Origin of the sequence: Lentibacillus sp. CBA3610 (assembly GCF_013373365.1) — a bacterium.
Classification (GTDB): domain Bacteria; phylum Bacillota; class Bacilli; order Bacillales; family Amphibacillaceae; genus Lentibacillus.
On record NZ_CP035925.1, the window covers coordinates 1,222,575 to 1,241,906 of the forward strand.

The 19,332-nt window shown below is 42.1% G+C and carries 14 protein-coding genes and 4 pseudogenes; 9 read left to right on the plus strand and 9 right to left on the minus strand.

The window, feature by feature from the left end:
• Positions 1-56 precede the first annotated feature (56 nt).
• The gene (locus Len3610_RS06220; RefSeq protein ID WP_176447189.1) at positions 57-1,019 is read right to left on the minus strand and encodes an MBL fold metallo-hydrolase; all 963 of its coding nucleotides are present in this window, start codon (positions 1,017-1,019) and stop codon (positions 57-59) included.
• A gap of 76 nt (positions 1,020-1,095) precedes the next feature.
• Positions 1,096-2,721, minus strand: a pseudogene (locus Len3610_RS06225) (M20/M25/M40 family metallo-hydrolase).
• Positions 2,722-2,835: 114 nt separating this feature from the next.
• Here Len3610_RS06225 and Len3610_RS06230 point away from each other — a divergent pair.
• The 8 genes and pseudogenes from Len3610_RS06230 (at position 2,836) to Len3610_RS06265 (ending at position 10,085) form a co-directional block, all read left to right on the plus strand.
• The gene (locus Len3610_RS06230; RefSeq protein ID WP_176447190.1) at positions 2,836-3,582 is read left to right on the plus strand and encodes a glycerophosphodiester phosphodiesterase; all 747 of its coding nucleotides are present in this window, start codon (positions 2,836-2,838) and stop codon (positions 3,580-3,582) included.
• Positions 3,583-3,598: 16 nt separating this feature from the next.
• Positions 3,599-4,615: an NADPH dehydrogenase NamA gene (gene namA, locus Len3610_RS06235; protein WP_176447191.1), complete on the plus strand. Its 1,017-nt coding sequence runs from the start codon at positions 3,599-3,601 to the stop codon at positions 4,613-4,615.
• Positions 4,615-5,541, plus strand: a pseudogene (rnz, locus tag Len3610_RS06240) (ribonuclease Z). Before namA ends, rnz begins: the two are co-directional and overlap by 1 nt.
• Before the next feature lie 14 nt (positions 5,542-5,555).
• Complete coding sequence (locus Len3610_RS06245) at positions 5,556-6,935, plus strand: aldehyde dehydrogenase (RefSeq protein WP_176447192.1); 1,380 nt, start codon at positions 5,556-5,558, stop codon at positions 6,933-6,935.
• A gap of 382 nt (positions 6,936-7,317) precedes the next feature.
• Positions 7,318-7,995: a transposase gene (locus Len3610_RS20700; RefSeq protein WP_255259811.1), complete on the plus strand. Its 678-nt coding sequence runs from the start codon at positions 7,318-7,320 to the stop codon at positions 7,993-7,995.
• A complete protein-coding gene (locus Len3610_RS20705) occupies positions 7,982-8,512 on the plus strand; it encodes a transposase (protein WP_255259812.1) in 531 nt (176 codons plus the stop codon). Before Len3610_RS20700 ends, Len3610_RS20705 begins: the two co-directional genes overlap by 14 nt.
• Before the next feature lie 520 nt (positions 8,513-9,032).
• Positions 9,033-9,458: an MFS transporter gene (locus tag Len3610_RS06260; RefSeq protein ID WP_176447194.1), complete on the plus strand. Its 426-nt coding sequence runs from the start codon at positions 9,033-9,035 to the stop codon at positions 9,456-9,458.
• A 123-nt stretch (positions 9,459-9,581) separates the two neighbouring features.
• The gene (locus Len3610_RS06265; RefSeq protein WP_176447195.1) at positions 9,582-10,085 is read left to right on the plus strand and encodes an MFS transporter; all 504 of its coding nucleotides are present in this window, start codon (positions 9,582-9,584) and stop codon (positions 10,083-10,085) included.
• Here Len3610_RS06265 and Len3610_RS06270 read toward each other — a convergent pair.
• From Len3610_RS06270 to Len3610_RS06285, 4 genes and pseudogenes are all read right to left on the minus strand, one after another.
• A pseudogene (locus Len3610_RS06270) lies at positions 10,068-10,499 on the minus strand (IS4 family transposase); the annotation flags it as partial. The gene Len3610_RS06265 and the pseudogene Len3610_RS06270 overlap by 18 nt on opposite strands.
• A gap of 536 nt (positions 10,500-11,035) precedes the next feature.
• Entirely contained in the window at positions 11,036-12,283 is a 1,248-nt protein-coding gene (locus tag Len3610_RS06275; RefSeq protein ID WP_176447196.1) for a DNA polymerase IV, read from the minus strand.
• Positions 12,284-12,419: 136 nt separating this feature from the next.
• A pseudogene (locus Len3610_RS06280) lies at positions 12,420-13,916 on the minus strand (BCCT family transporter).
• 190 nt (positions 13,917-14,106) lie between these two features.
• The gene (locus Len3610_RS06285) at positions 14,107-14,904 is read right to left on the minus strand and encodes an RDD family protein (protein WP_176447197.1); all 798 of its coding nucleotides are present in this window, start codon (positions 14,902-14,904) and stop codon (positions 14,107-14,109) included.
• A 97-nt stretch (positions 14,905-15,001) separates the two neighbouring features.
• Here Len3610_RS06285 and Len3610_RS06290 point away from each other — a divergent pair, with 97 nt between their 5' ends.
• Positions 15,002-15,982: a stage II sporulation protein M gene (locus Len3610_RS06290; RefSeq protein ID WP_176447198.1), complete on the plus strand. Its 981-nt coding sequence runs from the start codon at positions 15,002-15,004 to the stop codon at positions 15,980-15,982.
• Here Len3610_RS06290 and Len3610_RS06295 read toward each other — a convergent pair.
• The 3 genes from Len3610_RS06295 to Len3610_RS06305 are packed head-to-tail and all read right to left on the minus strand — an operon-like array spanning position 15,960 to position 19,325.
• Entirely contained in the window at positions 15,960-17,318 is a 1,359-nt protein-coding gene (locus Len3610_RS06295; protein ID WP_176447199.1) for a DUF58 domain-containing protein, read from the minus strand. The genes Len3610_RS06290 and Len3610_RS06295 overlap by 23 nt on opposite strands.
• Positions 17,272-18,201, minus strand: a complete 930-nt coding sequence (locus Len3610_RS06300; protein ID WP_176447200.1) for an AAA family ATPase — start codon at positions 18,199-18,201, stop codon at positions 17,272-17,274. The genes Len3610_RS06295 and Len3610_RS06300 overlap by 47 nt, the downstream gene beginning before the upstream one ends.
• A complete protein-coding gene (locus Len3610_RS06305) occupies positions 18,198-19,325 on the minus strand; it encodes a DUF4350 domain-containing protein (RefSeq protein ID WP_176447201.1) in 1,128 nt (375 codons plus the stop codon). The genes Len3610_RS06300 and Len3610_RS06305 overlap by 4 nt, the downstream gene beginning before the upstream one ends.
• Positions 19,326-19,332 lie beyond the last annotated feature (7 nt).

A 19,332-nucleotide genomic window follows, 5' to 3' on the forward strand; every position in this document is an offset into this window, starting at 1 on the left:
GAGGTCGGAGGTCAGAGGATGAAAGAAATCGGCAATGGCCGATTTCAAATCAATTGCTATTTCGTGACATCATACACATAAACGCCGTTCTTAAGCGTCGTTGTGACAAGCCCTTCATTTTCAAGATAATCGAGCTGTCCGATTGTTTCGGACATGGTCAGGTTCAGCTGGTTTTCATATTGTTTCGGAAAAAGCTGCTGACACAGTTCGAACGGTGTTTGGGCTTTTTCCTGTAAAAATGTATATACCTTTTCCGCCCGCCTCTCCTGTTTCTGCAGGCTTACAGAAATCACGTCATTCACATCCGAAAAAATTCTGCCATGTCCGGGATATACCATCTGAATGTCAAGTGACTGGCACTTTTTCAGATTGTTGCGGTACTGCAGCATTGGTTTCGGACGCACATCGCTTCCAATTGGTGCTTCCAGAAGCGGATTCGGGGAAATGTGATGAAGCAAATGATCACCTGCGATAAGGGCACCGTCACTTTCACGGAAAAAGGACAAATGGCTCTGTGCGTGCCCTTTTGTCTCGATAACCTGCCAATCATCATGACCGGGCAATCTGTCCCCTTCATCCAGCGTATCTGTCAGCTTTCCCGTTCCTGCAAATTTCAATGTCCCGCCCAATTCACCGGGTCCCGGCATCAGTTCACCCGATACACCACAGGCAACAAAAAACTGCCGGAAAAATTGCTCATATTCCGCGAAAAACGTTTCATCACGTGTTAAATATAAATCAGCATTCCGATGCGCTGCCATCGTTTCAGCACGCGGAAACGCTTCAATCAAACCAATGTGGTCCGGATGATGATGGGTTAAAATGACCTGTTCAACGTCATTTGGCGTATAACCCAATTCATTTAATTGCGTTTTTAATGCTTCCCATCCTTCTTTCGTTTTAACACCAGCATCAATAATCGACAGTGTGTCCCCTTTCAGTAAATATACGTGAACGTCACCAACCGCAAATGGTGTCGGTATGGTCAGCTGGCTGATTGTTTTATCCAATACTTTCATGATTTACTGGCCCCCAAAAATGAATAGCGATTCAGTCTGTGATGACTATTATATACTTTTCTCAGAAAAAAGTCAGCTATTCTTTCTCAAACAATCGGTGAATGGCTTCAGTCAATATCGATGGCAAGTACTCAAAGCTGTAGGTCAACGCCAGTCGTTCTGTCCATTGATGCGGATCTTTTCCCAGTGGTCCGATATTTAAAATCGGCATGGTCAGCTGCTCCATCACATCCTCCGGGAACGAAAATCCATTATTCTGCAATGGCATATTAGCCGTTAACTGCTGCAATTTACTGTTGGAGGAAACAGGACCGACAAAACTTAAGTCAGAAAGCCCGGTGAAAAATTCGGACACGGTCAAATCAAGGTTATAATTGGCATGTGTATAATTCTTTACGTGCGCCATTACATGTTTAATATATGGATCACTGAAAGATGAAACGGCCGGATAAAATGGCGGACTGTAAAACAGCACAATCATAGGCGCCAGATCTTTACACATGGCGGCAAGCTCCTGTACCAGTGTCGTCGAAAAATCACGATCCCCCCTGATCACGCTGACTGACGAGCAGATTTTGCCTGCGTGTCACTTCCTCTTCCCCATGACGTTTGACCGCTTCTCTATACAATTCCTCATACATCATGACATTGATGCGGAATTTCGGCATGGTAAAATCATCAGCCACATTGGCAAAATGGTCTGATTTTTGCTGCACATAGTTTTCAATATTCCCGGCGGCTTTCCTGGCACCCGTCAAAAGTTTTTCATTGATCTCCTTAAAGGACTGCTGCAAAAACAGAACATTGTACATGGCAATAGCTGCATCCGGGGTCTGCACCGAATAGGCTTCTTTCAAATCACGCTGCATCAGACTGACAGGGGGTGGTGTCACGTCATCACCCACTTTTTCAATAAACGCTTCATATTTAACTCGAGCTCCTGTGACAGGAAACTCGCCATTAAATTCGGATTAATACCGGCAAACGGTTCGCCGACATGGGATTCTTTCCCGTGGCAATAAAAACCGGGTAAAACTTTTCCGATCGAACCGGCATAAACATAATAATGGCTGTCACCGGGATACTTGCTGAACATCGGCTCCCCATTCAAACACGCGTTATAAATCAGGTTCTCTTCTTTTTTCAATTGCTCCAAAACAGGCAGCGCGGTCATCATCCCTTGAGAATTGACTTCCTCATCAGGGACTGACAACAGCAGAATGTTCCCGTCAAATTCACCATCCATCGCTTTTTCCAGCATGGCGAGATGTAAGGTGAGCCCGGCCTTCATATCCATTGTGCCACGGCCGAACAGCCAGTCACCGGATGCTATATCAGCTTGTACTGCTTCCGGCAGCCGTTCTTTTATATATGCCATTTCCTTTGTCAATTCCTCTGGATAAAAGGCAAGGTTTTTTAATGAACCATAATCATCCACGCCAACCACATCGAAATGACTTAGCAGGATGACGGTTTCTGATGAATCGTTCCCTTTCACAAATGCGGTGAGAAGCCGCCGTCCATCTTCAAGCGGATGCAATTGCAAATGAGCCGGGTTTTCCCGGAAATAGGATTTTTGTGCCAGTAAATGCTGCAAATACTCCGCCAGGGCAATTTCTGCATTGCTGCCGGTAATGCTTTGATGATTGACCAGTGACGTTAATAAATAAATTAATTGCTCTTTCGTCTGCCAGTTTTTCATAGGGTCCCTCCTCGTTTTCGGTTCAGCCAGTTAAGGCGGGATAAAGATCCTGCTGTTGTAAAGAAATTGACTTATGATGAAAAATAAAACACAATCAAACAAGAGGTGAGTTAATTGTCAACAAATATCTTCGCGCATCGGGGTGCGAGCAAATACGCACCTGAAAATACAATGGCTGCTTTTAACCTTGCTTATCAGCAGGGTGCAGGTGGAATCGAAACAGATGTGCATCTGACTAAAGATCATATCCCGGTTTTAATGCATGATGAAAATGTTAAACGAACAACCAACAGTACCGGGTACATAAACGATTATACGTTTGACCAATTAAAGCAGCTTGATGCAGGTTCCTGGTTTTCACCTGAATTTGCCGGAGCCCGGATTGTATCATTGGAAGAATTGATCAAATGGATTCATGATAAGCCATTATATTTAAATATTGAATTGAAAAATAATAAAATAGATTATAACCACTTGGAACATATCGTTTATGACAGGCTATCATATTATCACCTATTACATCGTACTATATTGTCAACATTTAATCCAACCAGCGTAAAACGGCTCAAACATCTGAATCGGAATGTCGGGGTAGCCTTGTTAACATCAAGACGTCACAAAAATATTGTGCCGGCTGCCAAAGATTTGGGCGCTAATGCGATACACATTCAATACCGGCATCTCAATCAGCTTCTAGTCGATAAGTGCCATCAGGAAAATATGACGGTGCGTGCATATACAGTAAACAAGCCAAGACAATTGCTGCACTGCTTTTCCATTGAATGTGACGGGATTTTTACCGACACCCCGAAAACAGCGGTCAAGTACCGTGATCACTTTAACCATCAATCAATGAAATAAATCAGGAGGAATCGTCATGACCAAATTATTCACACCTATTGAATTTCGTAACGTTGAGCTTAAAAATCGGATTGTTATGTCACCAATGTGCATGTATTCGTGTATGGACCAGGATGGAAAAATAACACCTTTCCACATGACCCATTACATTTCCCGGGCAGTCGGTCAGGCGGGGCTCATTATGACCGAAGCCACAGCCGTTGTACCTGAAGGCCGGATTTCCCATGAAGATTTAGGTATCTGGGACGATGAGCATATCGATGGGTTAAAGCACTTAAATGAACAGATCCATAATTACGGTGCAAAGACAGGCATTCAGTTAGCCCATGCAGGCCGGAAAGCACGGCTCGATTCGGATATCTATGCACCGTCAGCCCAAGCATTCAACGAAAATTCGAAAACACCAACCGCAATGACTGCAGCGGACATTGACAAAACGGTTGAAGCATTTAAAGAAGGGGCAAGACGTGCTAAAGAGTCCGGTTTTGATATCATTGAGATTCACGGTGCCCATGGTTATTTAATCAATCAGTTTCTGTCACCGTTGACCAACCAGCGTGAAGACAGTTACGGCGGGAGCAGAGAAAATCGCTGCCGCTTCCTGTCCCAGGTCATTGAAGCAGTTAAAACCGTATGGGACGGACCGCTTTTCGTCCGCATATCGACGGATGAATATGCTGAGGACGGCAACACACTGGATGACATCCTTTATTTCGCCGAACAAATGAAACAGCAAAACATCGATCTGATTGACTGCAGCTCCGGCGGTGTTGTGCCTGCTTCCATCAAGCCGTTCCCGGGCTATCAGGTGAAACGCTGCGAGACGATCAAACAAGAAGCATCCATTGCAACCGGTGCGGTTGGGCTGATTACAACGGGGATTCAGGCCGAGGAAATTTTACAAAATAATCGCGCCGACCTTGTTCTGATTGGTCGTTCCCTGCTGCGGAACCCATATTGGGCAAAAGCTGCCGCCGATGAATTAAACGAAACATTGCCTGCACCAAAACAGTACGAACGGGGTTGGAAATAATGGAACTCGTTTTTCTCGGGACAGGTTCCGGTGTCCCTTCCAAAGAACGAAACGTATCATCAATCGCATTGAAACTATTGCAGGAACAAAACAGCATTTGGCTGTTTGATTGCGGTGAGGCCACCCAGCACCAAATCTTACGAACGCGCATTAAACCTCGTAAAATCACGAAAATTTTCATTACCCATATGCATGGCGATCATATTTTCGGATTGCCGGGGTTATTAAGCAGCCGATCGTTTCAAGGGGTGAGGACCTTTTAAACCGTTTATGGCCCTGAGGCATAAAGGATTAATATTGAAACAAGTCTGGCTGTCAGTGGCACAACCCTTACTTATCCCCTTTCCATTGTTGAATTTACGGAAGGGATATTACTCGAGGATGAACAATTTAGTGTCTCCTGCAAAAAGCTGGAGCACGGCATTCCGAGTTTTGGCTTCAGGATAACTGAAAAAGACAAACCCGGAAAATTGCTGGTGGATAAATTAAAAACGATCGGGATTGAGCCAGGTCCTATCTATCAGGAAATCAAAACGAATGATGTTGTCGAGATAGATGACGGCAAGATTATCCATCGCAACGATTATCTCGGTCCAGCTAAAAAAGGCCGTGTTGTGACAATAATGGGTGACACACGTTCACCGGATGAAAATGAATCCTTTGTACAAGGATCCGATTGCTCGTTCATGAGGGCAACGTTTTGGCCAGGAAAAAGAGGGAGCAGGCAAAGGCCTATTTCATTCAACAACGAAACAGGCAGCTAATTCTGGCTAAGAAAAAGCAATATTGGAAAACTCATACTAACGCACATTTCATCACGTTACCAGCAAGGGGATGATGATGGGCTTGTGGATGAAGCCCGTGAAGTATTTCCGGAAACAGAGCTTGCAAATGATTTTCATCAGGTCATAATTGAATCCAAATAGGAGGCGTTTATTGCATGGGGAAGATAGACGAAATGGAGAAAATCATCAATCAGCAGCGAAACTTTTTTCAAACCGGTGAGACACTGGAGTACGAATTTCGGAAGCAAAAGTTGATCTCGTTGAAAGAAATGTTAAAAAGCTATGAAAAAGAAATTTACCAAGCGCTGAAAAATGACTTGAACAAATCCGAGTATGAGGCATTCACAACCGAGTTAGGGTTCCTGTATACCGAAATCGACTTTGCACTGAAACACCTGAAGAATTGGATGAAGCCTGAAAAAACAGAAACACCTGTCACGCACAAAGGCAGTAAAAGTTACATTCAAAAAGAACCCTATGGTGTTACCCTGGTTATGGCACCATGGAATTACCCGCTGCATTTGGCCATCGCTCCTGCAATTGGCGCTATTGCAGCCGGAAACACCGTTGTCGTGAAACCATCCGAATTTACGCAATCAACATCCGCCATCCTTAGAGACATGATCCGGACAACATTTGATGAGGCCTATTTTACTGTTATTGAAGGTGCCAAAGAGGTCAGTCAGCAACTATTGGAACAGCGGTGGGATTATATCTTTTTCACCGGCAGCACAAATGTCGGCAAAATCGTCATGGAACAAGCAAGCAAATACCTGACACCGGTCACACTGGAACTCGGCGGCAAAAGCCCAGTCATAGTTGATAAAGATGCAAAGGTTGATCTGGCAGCCAAACGAATTATCTGGGGCAAATTCACCAATGCCGGCCAGACATGTGTTGCTCCGGATTATGTTTATGTCCATGAAAAAGTTAAATTAAAACTATTTAGAGCGATGAAAAAACATATCAAATCATTCTACAGCAAAAAGCCGCTCCAAAATGACGATTATGTCCGAATTGTCGGCAAAGATCATTTTGACAGGCTTAATGCTTTTCTGACGGATGGTGATATTGTTCATGGTGGCAGCGTCAATGAGGAAAAGTTATCCATTGAACCGACCGTTTTGGATAAGATAAATTGGGATGATGCCATTATGCAAGAGGAGATTTTCGGTCCGCTGTTACCTGTGATGACATTCCGTTCACTTGATGATGTTATTTCAGACATGAAACAGATGGAAAAGCCGCTCGCCCTTTACTATTTTGGCGAAAATGAACAAAAACAGCAGCAAGTCATGACAAGCGTATCCTTTGGCGGCGGCTGCATTAATGATACACTCTATCACCTGGCCAACCCCCACCTGCCATTCGGTGGTGTCGGGAACAGTGGTATGGGCGCCTATCATGGCAGATACAGCTTTGATACCTTCTCACACCGAAAAAGTATCTTAAAACAGACCACCAAATTCGATATTCCATTCAGGTATCCCAGCGGCAAACTGTCCAAAGCTATCGTCGAACGGCTCATGAAATAATTACTTAAGTTTCGCACCCCGAAAAACCAATAAAAAAACCCTTTTTCAAACCAGAAAAAAGGCATACAAAACCCGCATGAACACTGGTTTTTTGGTATAATTAAGGTACCCAATCCAAACTATCCAAAAAGGACGTGTTATCATGCGGAAAAAAGTTAAAGAAATCGAAAATGTCTTTCAATCTCACGGATTTTCGATTGATTCCATTATACAAAAAGCGATGAAGAAATTCAAATTCCGTTCGCTTGTCCATGAGGCCGGATTTAAAAAGGAACAAGGTTTTTCTATCACCAATATTTTATCGTTAATGCTTTTATTTCCACTTATGCTCATCAATAGTGTCAATGATCTTTATGAAAGCAATTTTGATACGATGAAAAAGATGAAGAAGGATGCATTTTACCGTGTTAAAAATAATGAACGTTTGCCTTGGCGCAAGCTACTGTTCAGTGTATCCAAACAATTCCAGAAACTGGTCAATCCTGAAAAAGAGGTGAAGTCCAATTCTGCCTTTGTTTTTGATGACACTATTGATCAGCGAACGGGAAAAAAGATTGAAAAGGTGTCCTACGTTAACGATCATGTTGCTGGTAGAAAGAAAAAAAGTACGCTTGGATTTAAAAACTTAACAATGGGATTTTTTGATGGGAAAAGCTTCACTCCGCTTGACTTCAGCCTTCATAGTGAAAAGGCATTAAAACGCAGAGACAAGAAAAAACAGTATAATAAAGAGAGAGACCCGAAATCAAATGGAGCGAAACGGAAAAAAGAATGTGAAATGGACAAAATCACAAGTGCTCTACGTATGCTAAAAAGAGCCGTCAAACACGGATTTCGCGCAAAGTATGTGCTGGTGGACAGTTGGTTTCCAAGCAAGGATTTTTTATCCACTGTCAGAGATATCAAGAATGGGGCAATGCACGTTATTTGTGCTGTTAGACGCGACTTCAGAAAATACAGTTATAACGGTGAAGAACTAAACGCCAAGGAGCTTTTCAAGGTGCTAAAAAAAGAGAAAAAGGAAAAGCGCTGTCGGAAAAAGAATTTTGCGTTATTTTGAGGCCATTGTCTATTATCCCGGCATTGGAGAAACAGTCATGCTTTATTTTTGCCGTTATCCATATCAAAAGGATTGGAAACTATATCTTTCCACAGATGAAACCTTGTCCCTTTTGGAAATGCTTGATATTTACGCTATTCGCTGGTCCATTGAGGTTTTTTTCAAGGAAAATAAGCAGCTGCTTCGTTTAGGTAAATGCCAATCTCAAAATTTTGATGCCCAGATAGCTCATGTCACAACAACGTATATTTTATATGTGTTTTTATCGTACTTCCGCAGAATCAACGACTATGAGACGTTGGGCGGTCTGAGGGATGAAATGGCACAAAAAAATATTGCCGAACAGTTATGGGAGATGTTTGATGAGCTGTTAGATATTGTCATAACGGCCATTTCCGAATCTGGGCTCGTTGATATCCAATCATTTAAAAAGTCGCCGGAATACAAGTATCTGGTGGATTTATTTGAGTCGTCGTTTTTAGGAAATCAACTGTTTGGAGAGGATAATGCTGCTTAAATACACAAAATGGATTGGGTAAAAAAACACCGTAGAAACAAGGGAAGTCAGCACTTATTGTGGTTGAAATCCCTGAATTTTGGGGTAAGGTTTCACAAATATAAATTCGCCCATCCTCCAAAGGTACGATACTAGAAGGGCCTTCGAGTTCGTCTGATACAATATTTTTTTCAGTGATTTTACCACCATCAGTAACATCGGTTACTCTACCAGCACTTGTCTCCGAAACCAGTAATCTTCCCTCTGGTGTCCACTCCATGTGAGATGGAGTCTGTAGATTTGTTGCAAATACTTCCACTTTCCCTTTCGCTAAATCTAACTTGTTTTTTAGAATATTCATCATCCCCTTTAAGTTATTGATACTTCTGAACTCACCAAACTGTTGTAATTTCATAAAGATGTTTTACATTTTACGCGTAAAGCGAACCCTTCCCCCATTTGTCATCAATGTTAGAATAGAGGGACTTATTTGTCAATTTCAAAAATTATGATAAAATAACATTCGAGAGGAGCGATACACATGTGGAAGAATAAAAATTTTACAGTATTTTTTAGCGGACAAATAATTGCGTTTATGGGCCTTGCTCTATATTCAACATCTCTCCCCTTCTTGATCATTTACTTAGATGGTAGTGCAAGTGATATTAGTGGTGTGCAAAGTATGTTTATTATCCCGCAATTATTAATTTTACTTTTTGGAGGGATATTAGTTGATCGACTTCCAAAGAAAACTGTGATCATATGTATAGATATTTTGAGAGGATTGGCCCTATTTGTTATAGCCACTTTAGTGTTCACTGGTAATATTTTGATTTGGCATGTTTACGTACTTACCTTTAGTTTAGGAGTAGTCAGCACTATTTACAGGCCTACTTTAAAAGCTTTTTTACCAACGATTATTAATAAAAATCATATACATCTTTATTTTTATGGAGAAAAAACCTAAGAGTGATGAACATAAATCAGTGGTGAAGGAATTTAAAGAAGGGTTCAAAGTATTAATTAAGAATAGGTGGCTAGGCTTAAGTATTCTCATTGGTTCGTTTGTAAATATAGGTATAGCTTCATTGTGATTGTACTCCCAATTTATGCCGACCAATACTTTGATGGGATTAAAAGTTATGGTTGGTTTTTGAGTAGTATGGCACTCGGTGCTTTTTTAGGAGCGTGGATAATCAGTAAAAAATCTCGTATTGTTAATAGAATGCTAAAATATTATCTTTTTATGTTAAACGTTGGGTTTTTTGTATTGCTTTTATCTTTTATAGATATTTTCTACTTTGCTCTATTGTTTATGTTTTTTATAGGTTTTTCAATTACCTCTTTTGTGATTCTATGGGATAGCACAGTACAGGAAGCAGTAGAGGAGAAGTATTTAGGAAGGGTAACCAGTTTACAAATGTTTGGAGGATTATTATTTTTACCGATGGGCTACTTTGCGTTTGGATTAATTATTGACTATATCAATGTGCAAGTTGCTCTGATCATCAGCGCAATTTTTATAATTTTATCTGCTTTAGCCGGAGTTTTTGTGCAAAAATCATATGACAATAACTCAACTTTCGCAGACTGAAATAGGCAGGTATAACCTGATATAATTCGGCAGACCTGCAAGCCATTGCTGTAGTTGACTTTTGATGAGTTGTTGCATTTTCTTATTCGTATTTTTTTAGGGTATCTTCAAGAAGCCCGATTAACTGTTGTAAAGCCACAGCCCAATCGAAGTCATTTACTTCATCACATAATTCATAAAACATGCCGCCTAAAGTTCGGTCGTCTGTGCTGCAGCGGTTTTGCCATGACAGCACAATATACCTTGCAAACACAATGGTCGTGTGGCTGATAAGAGCATCGAGAGCATCGTAGGTACGGCTCTGGAACTCCTTTTGAAGTTTCAAAAGCGACTTTGTTGTTTTAAAAAAACTTCAATATCCCAGCGCATGCCGTAAATTCGGATGATTTCCCGGTCGCTCAATGTGCGGTCTGTACGTTAAAGTTGTTTTTCGCTATCATAGTAGGAGACACCTCTTCTGTTTTGTTAGTGATTATTGGTTAAATCAACTATACCAAACGTTGAGGTGTTTTTTCATGTCTTGATCAAATGTCAAGCACTGTATATCAAACCTGATAGAAACCGATGGACAGTGAAGTCATTGAAATTTTTGGATGCGAAAGTTGAGACAATGAGATATAGGTAAAAGAAGAAATTTAAAATAAAAACTCTAATTGTTTTCTAATATGCTCCCTTCCAAGTAGTGACTTCGCCATCGAATTAAGCGGCTATGCCAATCGTGGATATCAAATAAACACTAACAATTCATTTTTTTTATTGGGAAATTCTAGCTATTTTATTCATATATAAATCACTTAAAATTAGGGAATTAATGTTAAACAACTATATCTAAATAGCAACTAATATTTGGCATAATATTCAAATATCCTAGCGAACAGACTTATGAGGGCACTCGTCCAAAAAACTGTTACATATTTAAAACACTCCTGCTTTTAAACCGGCAGGAGCGCCTATTTTGTGAAATCGTCCAGAAAGTCTTTTTGAAAGCTTGTTCGTGGCTGATCATGGTCATCATCATTCTGCAGCTGTTTAAATGTATTTTTACCATATTTTTGTGACAATTCATCAATCGTTTCGTACAATTTCTCTTTTTCGGCCTCTTTCTCATACGTAAACAAATCCAATTGTTTGGCAATGTTGTGTTTTTCATCAACATCCTGAACAGTGATGCCCAGCAAGCGGATGGGCTCCAGATCCCAGTGTTTTCGGAACAATTCATTGGCAACGTACAGTATGTCCGCTTTATGCTCAATGAAATAAGGCAGCTTTTTGCTTCGGGTAATCGTTTTGCGGTCGTGATACCGAATCATGATTTGTACACTCTGTCCTACTGCCTGTTTCCGCTTCATGCGCCGTTCAACATTTTCCGTAAGCAGATTCATCAGGTTGCGGATTTCTGCTTCATCGGTCGTATCCGCTGCCAGCGTTTGCGAGCTGCCGATACTTTTGAACTCGTGCACCGCATCAGGATCAACCGGTCGCATGTCAATGCCATCCGCCCTGTTTTGCAGCCGTTCCCCATTAATACCGAAAATTTGTTTCAGCTGATAAGTGTCCCCTTTTGCCAGGTCACCAATCGTCTTAATATCGATGCCACGCAGTTTTTCCGCTGTTTTGTTTCCGACACCATACATGTCTTCAATTGGAAGCGGCCAAAGTTTCTCACTGATATCCCGCTTACGCAAAATGGTAATCCCCATTGGTTTTTTCATGTCTGAAGCCATTTTCGCCAAAAACTTATTGGGGGCAATCCCGATACTGGAAGGCAGGTCAAGTTCATCGCTGATTCTTTGCTGCAGGTTTTGTGCAATCTCAATCGGACTGCCGTGCTGTTCGGTGCCGGTTACATCCATATACCCTTCATCAATGGAAACAGGCTGGACATATGGCGTTATATCGGCAAGCATTTGGAACATTTCTTTAGACGCGGTCCGGTAACGGTCAAAATTGGGACGCAGAACGATTAACTCCGGACATAACTTCCTCGCTTGCCATAGCTGCATCGTTGTCTTGACACCTTTAGCCCTGGCTTCATAACTGCTTGTCACAACAATCCCTTTGCGTTCTTCCGGATTGCCGGCAATTGCGAGCGGTTTGCCTTTCAGTTTTGGATCATAGGCCATTTCAACGGAAGCATAGAACGAATTCATATCCACATGAAAGATGACGCTGCCTTTTTTCGGGTACCATTGTGACATCGTGAGCCATCCCTTTTTTTAAAATGTATTTACCTTCATTATACCATATCAATTAAAGGTTTAAGTGACATACATTCTCTGACGTCAAGAAGCCGCACTCTTCCCATAAGAGTGCGGCTTTGCCTTTTAACGGCTTCTATTCGTTTTTCGATTTATATTCCCTTTGGATTCCTTTCAATATCGCAGCAACCATGATCAGGAGTATAATCGTAAATGGCAATGCTGCCGTTAACGAAGCAGTCTGCAGGGCGTCTAAGCCGCCGGTAAATAATAATATAAGGGCGATTGCTGTAATCAGGATACCCCAAATTATTTTAGTGAAACAATGCCGGATCAAGGTTCCATTGATGTCATACTGCCCAAAATTATAACTGCAGAGTCCAGCAGATGTTACCATGAATGTAAAAATCAGCAGGATCGATATAAATCGATAAAATGTTCTGTAAACGGTACAACTCCCAAGGCTTCAAACAAAGCAACCGTTACGTCTTCATTTACAGTTTCGGCAATTTGTGTTCCATTATTTAAATCACTATATATCGCCGTACCGCCAAATACGGCAATCCAGACACAGGCAATCGCCGGTGGTACGACCATTACACCCGAAACAAATTCACGAATGGTTCGGCCTCTGGATACACGTGCAACAAATGCGCCTACAAATGGTGACCAGGCAATGGCCCATGCCCAGTAGAATATGGTCCATTGGTAAACCCAATCACCGCCGGTATATGGTGACAGACGCAAGCTGTACTGTACAAAGCTGAAATATAATCACCCATGCCAAAGTACAAAGGTATTAAATAAACACGGTTGGCCTAAGAAAATACAATGATCATTATAAAAAGTGCCAGCCCAAATTGAGATTACTCAGCCACTTAATACCTTTGTCCAGACCTGTAACACTGGACGTCAGATATGCGACCAGCATGACCAGTGCTATAATGACTTGTACGCCAATATTATTGGGCACATCAAATACAGATGACAGCCCTCCGTTCAGTTGAATAAACGAGAGGCCCACGGTTGTTGCAACACCCATGACGGTTGCTATGACAGCCAAAATATTTACGGTATTGGCAACGCCCTTGTTTTTACCTGCGACTGGTTCAATTGCAGCAGAAACCAATCCACTTCTTTTCTTTCTGAACTGAAGGAAGGCAATCCCCAACCCTGCGATTGCAAAAACGGCCCACTGGCTGATCCCCCAGTGGAAAAAGGAATAGCCCATTGCTACCCTTGCTGCTTCCTCTGTCTGGGATTCCAGACCGGGGAATGGTGTCACAAAATAGTGACTCATCGGCTCTGCAACACTCCAAAACACAAGAGACACCCCAAAACCGGCGGAAAACAGCATCCCAATCCATGTAAAAAAAGGATACTCCGGCCGTGAATCAGAAGGCCCCAATCGCGTTTTGCCGTGTTTACTAATAGAAATACTGACAAGAAACACGATGATAATAAATACTGCAACTAGATAAAGCCACCCGAAATTAACCGTTGTAAAATCGAAAAGTGACTGGGCGACTGTACCAAATTGTTCTGGCATGAACGCCCCAATGATAACTAATAACCCAACGATAATCACCGAAATAAAAAATACCGGATTCATATATGTCTCTTTTTTCTTCATAAAAGCTCCTTTTCCATTCTGAATTTTGAACTCGTTTTTCTATTATGTAGTATGAACACTTAAAATTATATTACCCAGACCCAAACATCTTAAACTTAATGGATAAACAGCCGCTAAAAAATTTCCAACCCTTCTCTTAATCCAGAAGTTCGCCTGTTTCCGGAACATATTCCATATACATTTTTCAAAATCACAACTCAAATTCCCATTCATCTTTGAGAATCAGATACAAAACAAGCAATGTATTTTCCGTTTTCTGGTAATTCATTTCCTCAGGCTCGAGATCAATTTTTGGAAGAAGTGCTGTCGCCAGCTTTTTCGTTAATTGTATTCGATCGACTTCCTGTAATTGTAATAGTCGTTCACTATAGCCTTTAAGCAATTTCCATTCTTTCATGCCGAACAATCGAAGTGCCCCATCATGAAGTGCCAAACTTTCTTTTGTGAGTCCCCTTGACTCGATTTCCTTTTCAATTGAACGTGATTTTTTCGTTTTCTTTCCTTTCCGTTCATGCACGACAATCGTACCGGCAACAATATCGCCAAGCCGTTTATGTTTTGAATGGAAAAACACCCAGATTATCCCTATGAAATAACCTGTCGGGAGCATGTCAATAATGCGCAGCAAATTGCGAATCAAACTGGAAAGCAGCGTCAGACTGTGGCCGTTGTCCTGCATAACTCTGATGCCCAATATATTTTTGCCGATTGTTTTACCGCCAAAAAAATATTCACATACAAAAAAGTAACCCCAATAAACGATAAATATAAGAATGATTGCAATGGCCAGTGGCAATGTGGAATTGCCCAGAAATGCTGTGAGATCTGACTGAATAACAAAAACCAATACTAAAATAGTTACAATGTTAAAGATTGTGAGCAAAAGCTGATCGATAATCATGGCTCCCGCTCTGCTGCCAAGACCAGCCAGTTTAAAATCCAAAGAAACATATTCCGGTGTTTTAACAGCGACTTTCTCCTGATTCATCAATAAATTCCCCTTTTTATCGTCTATAGGTTTCAATTACCGTTAAGACAAATTATAATAGATTCGTAACCTTATAGTCGAGAAGGAAGGTGCAGCCGTGAACATCAGACAATTTATCAAGCGCAATCGGGACGACTGGAAACAGCTTGAGGACTATATAACGAAAATGCGTAAAAATAAAAGACATTTGTCAGGTCGTGATATCAATCAGTTCTCCCGGCTTTACCAAAAAGCAGCACAACATCTGTCATACAGCCAGACTTATTACCCGAATGAAGATGTAACACCGTACTTGAACGAACTTGTTGCAAGAGCCCATAATCTGTTATACAAAGACCAGGTTTCCAGTTTCCGGCAGGTTCGCACATTTTTCGGTACAACCTTCATTGGGCTGCTGCTGGAACAATGGAAAGCGGTAATAGTGGCCATGCTCCTGTTTGCAGCCGGGCTTCTAGCGGCATTTCTTTCGGTATTGGATGATCCGCTTAACCTTTATTCGCTGCTGCCGGAGCAAGTTGCACAATCTGTTAATCCCGAACAACTGGATACAAATAATGGTTCGATTGATGCATCACTGATGTCCGCCTCAATCATGGCGAACAATATTCGAGTAGCCTTCTTAGCCTTTGCAGGCGGCATCACGTTCGGAATACTGACTGTTTACATAATGGTATTGAATGGTGTGATGGTTGGAGCACTTGCCGGTTTGTTCTGGCATTACGGCTATTCCTACGAATTCTGGGCTTATATTGTTCCACACGGCGTCATTGAATTGGTCGCCATTTTCATTGCAGGCGGAGCCGGTTTATTAATGGGATACAAACTGTTTGCCCCCGGTGCCTTTTCGCGCGGGTTCCAGTTAAAACGTCAGGCAAAACGCTCTGTTCAGCTTTTACTGGGAACCATTCCATTATTCGTTATCGCAGGTATTATTGAAGGGTTTATCACTCCTGCCAGCCTTTCCCTGGAAGCAAAGTATGCTGTTGCATTTCTGACCATGATTGGTCTTATTCTTTACATTGTCAGCGGAAAATGGCTGCTGCAGAAAAACAGTACTAAAGCAACCCTTCATTCATAATCCGGATATATTGTGAGACGGCGGCTGTGGCCAGGTGCTCTTCGTTTGCTTCTATCATGGAGAGCCCCTGTTTTTCCCAATTTGCTTTCTCACGTTTTTTGAAATGCAGTTGCTGCTGAGCGATGCTTTTGACCATAGCTGTTTTCGTATTATCCAGCGCTTGTTTTGTACGTGCCAACAGTTCTTCATCTTCTATCCCAATCATCATAAATAAATGCCGCTGCCGCAGTCGCCTTAGATGATGCAATGCACTTTCTTCATGCAAAAATGAGTGGACATCGCTGAACAACAGGATCAGGCTTCTTTTCTTTAAAACGGTTGATAAATAATTGATCGCAGCTGAATAATTGGCTTCAGTCGCCTCCACTTTCACATTGTAGATAGCTTGTAAAATTTGCTGTAAGTGATTCATTCCTTTTGCAGGCGGCACAAAGCGCTGGATTTCCTTTGAAAATGCAAGCACTGCCACATAATCACCATTTTTGAGCGCCGCTGCGGCTGTTGTCAATGCTGCTTCCAATGCCTTTTCGAGTCGATTTCCCTTTTTAAGCTCTGCTCCCATCATCCTGCTGCAATCAATTAAAATTGTGACATATTTCCCGTGTTCCGGTTCGTATTCATTCGTCATGATTTCCTGCAATTTTGCCGTTTGCCGCCAGTTGATCTTTCGCGGATCATCACCGACAACATAGTTGCGGATTTGCGCGAATTCCCCTGTTTCAGCACGCTGCTTGCGGATTTTACTGCCTTCATACAATAAAAACTGCTGGGGACTATTCAAGTACTGTTTTGTTTCCGTTAAATCAGGAATAACTTTCACATGATGTTCCATCTGTACTGTCAATTGCTTTGTCCAAAGACCAAAGTTGCTTTTGTAACGGATGAACAGTTTATCCACCTCATACTGCCCTCTCACCGGAGCTTGAACCTGATAGGATAATACAGAATTCCCCCGGGCTTTAACGGTTCCAGTTAATGGGAAAGGTGCCCGAAAAGACTGTGGCAATCCATCAATCAGCCTTAGGTCACAAGATTTGTCAGAAGCATTAACAACTTCAATCTGAATGGAATACGTCATATCGCGTTCCAATTCATCAGGAAGTTCCCGTTTAAATGACAATTCTTTTCTCTTCGGTGATAGCCATAAATCCAGCAGACTGATCAGAAAAAGAAGTCCGTTCATAACAGGTAACCAAGTCCATGACACGGATGAGAGGGCAGCGAGGACAACAGCGCCAAAAGAAAAAATGAGAAACAAAACGAGCAGCCGTTTCCCCGGCAGAATGCCCCTATCGCGGAACAGCAATCGCTCCCACAAGTTCTTCAATGATTTCATCGAGGCCAACTCCCTCCAATTCCATATGAGGTGCTAATTGCAAGCGATGCCGCAACGCCGGTTTGGCAACCATTTTCACATCATCAGGCGTAACATAATCCCGATTTGTTAAATAGGCCCAGCTTCTGGCAGCTTTGGCAATCGAGATAGCTGCCCGCGTACTTGCCCCGAACCGCACAGCCTCTATATCTCTTGTCCGGCGCACGATTTGCATAATGTAATTGAAGATATCATCATTGATTGTAATGGATGCCACCTCCCGGCGTATCGATAAAAACGTGTCAATAGTCATGACTGCATCTGTATTTATTTCAGCATGTGGGTTTTCCAGCACGTGTTTTAATACATTGGTTTCTTCTTCAAAAGAAGGAAAGTCAATGTTTAACTTCAATAAAAAGCGGTCCTGCTGAGCTTCGGGTAATGGATAGGTTCCTTCAAATTCAATCGGGTTTTGTGTAGCCACGACAAAAAAGACTTCCGGGAGTGTATAAGTCTCCCCTTGGATTGTTACTTGTTTTTCTTCCATCGCTTCCAATAAAGCGGCCTGCGTTTTGGCCGGTGTCCGGTTAATTTCATCTGCCAGCAATATATTTGAGAATATCGGACCTTTTATCGTTTGGAAATTGCTTTCCTGCATATTATAAATCGTACTTCCGGTAATATCACTTGGAAGCAAATCCGGTGTAAACTGGATCCGATTAAATGTCCCATTCAATAATTCCGCCAATGTGCGCACCGTTTGCGTTTTTCCGGTACCAGGCACACCTTCAATCAATACATGACCATCTGCTAACAGAGCGGATAACAAGAGTTTCAGATTCATAGACTGACCAAGAATCCGCTCCTCGTATTTTTCCAATAGTGATGCCAACTCGTTTCTCATCCTTCCTCCACCTCTTTCCGTAATTGATCGATCTTTTTCGACCATGACACGTATGTTTTTTTGCTTAAACGTTTCTGGTTTAATACATGTGTCAATCCATTAATGAATGTTTCTATTTCCCAATCTGAGCTCACTTTTCGTTCCAGGTCTTCTTTAACATCCGACCAATCTTTATGGTACCGGATTCCCCAGCGTTCCTGCATAAGCAGCTTCACATAATCTGCCTGAATGCTTAAGGAATCAGCGTATCGCCTGCTCCCTTGATACCATGCCGCCAATGCTTGAATACGCTCATCACTGAACCGGACTGTTTCTTCTCTTGGTTCGTGTATAGGTCCAAAACGTTTCCCCTGATACCAGAGCCAAATGACAGCAAATAAAATAGTCTGGAGGCCCAATGCGAGCAGCCAGTTCGGATAAAGTGCTGCGATGCCCGGTGCATTTCCGGATCCATGCACATACTCGTCGAAATAAACCGTATCCCATCCCGTGTTTGCCGGTTCTATGAGAGAAAGGATTAACTCCAAATGGTCTTGCTCCAAAATATTTCCGTTCGTTATCCACTCCGGTGCGACAGTTGTTATTAATCGCCCATTTTCAAACCTTCTTTCCACTGCGATTGCGCCGGCATTGTCGTGCAATAATACGTTATCATGGTTATTGGAATCGATTCGAACCATCGAATTGAGCTCTGCCTGATACGTATCCCCATTCGATGTGGTGACAGACCCGGTAACGCCCTGTACCGGTGTGGTTTCAATATTAAACATCCCGTCCGGATTTGTTTTCATCAGCAAAATGGTATTGCCGGACCCCAAAAAAGACATATATGCTTCCATCTGTTCAGTGTCAGGGGTGAAAGACGGTCCCGCCATAATCAACAGCTGATTATCGTTCTGATCAGATAACAGTTCAGGCGCGTGTGTCCATCTCTCCACAGATCCCTGTTCGTTATCTAAATATGTATAAAAAGCTTTCACACCTGTAGGCGATGGTGACTCTGAAACAAAGTCAGGATACTCTTCAGGTGTATCCGGTGCGAGTATATAACTGATTCCTATAAATAGCAGAAGAACAACAACCAGCCACACCAGTGCTCTTCTGCCTGTTAGTGATGTTTGCAAGCCTGTT